Below are 226 nucleotides of genomic sequence, written 5' to 3'. Positions count from 1 at the left end.
CTTAATAGTGTTCAAAAAGCGCTACCCGATATAGATAGCGAAATTATAGTTGTTGATAATGCATCAAACGATGAAAGTTGTGCGATGGTGCGGGCTCATTTCCGAGAAATTAATCTAATAGAGAACAAAGAAAATCTGGGCTTTTCTAAACGCAATAATATTGGTGTAGAAGCAGTTAAGGGAGAATATGTATGTATTTTGAATCCAGATACGGCTGTTACTGAAG

Annotated in this window: 1 protein-coding gene; it reads left to right on the top strand. The window is 36.3% G+C overall.

Annotated features, from left to right (window positions below; all coding sequences use genetic code 11):
* Positions 1–226: glycosyltransferase (locus ACRHOC_RS15430; RefSeq protein WP_431159474.1), on the top strand; the 226-nt coding region annotated here is incomplete at both ends.

This window comes from Winogradskyella poriferorum, assembly GCF_050618035.1.
Taxonomy (GTDB): domain Bacteria; phylum Bacteroidota; class Bacteroidia; order Flavobacteriales; family Flavobacteriaceae; genus Winogradskyella; species Winogradskyella poriferorum_A.
Note: the sequence above shows the minus strand (reverse complement) of the source record. Positions and strands in the feature narration are given on the sequence as shown.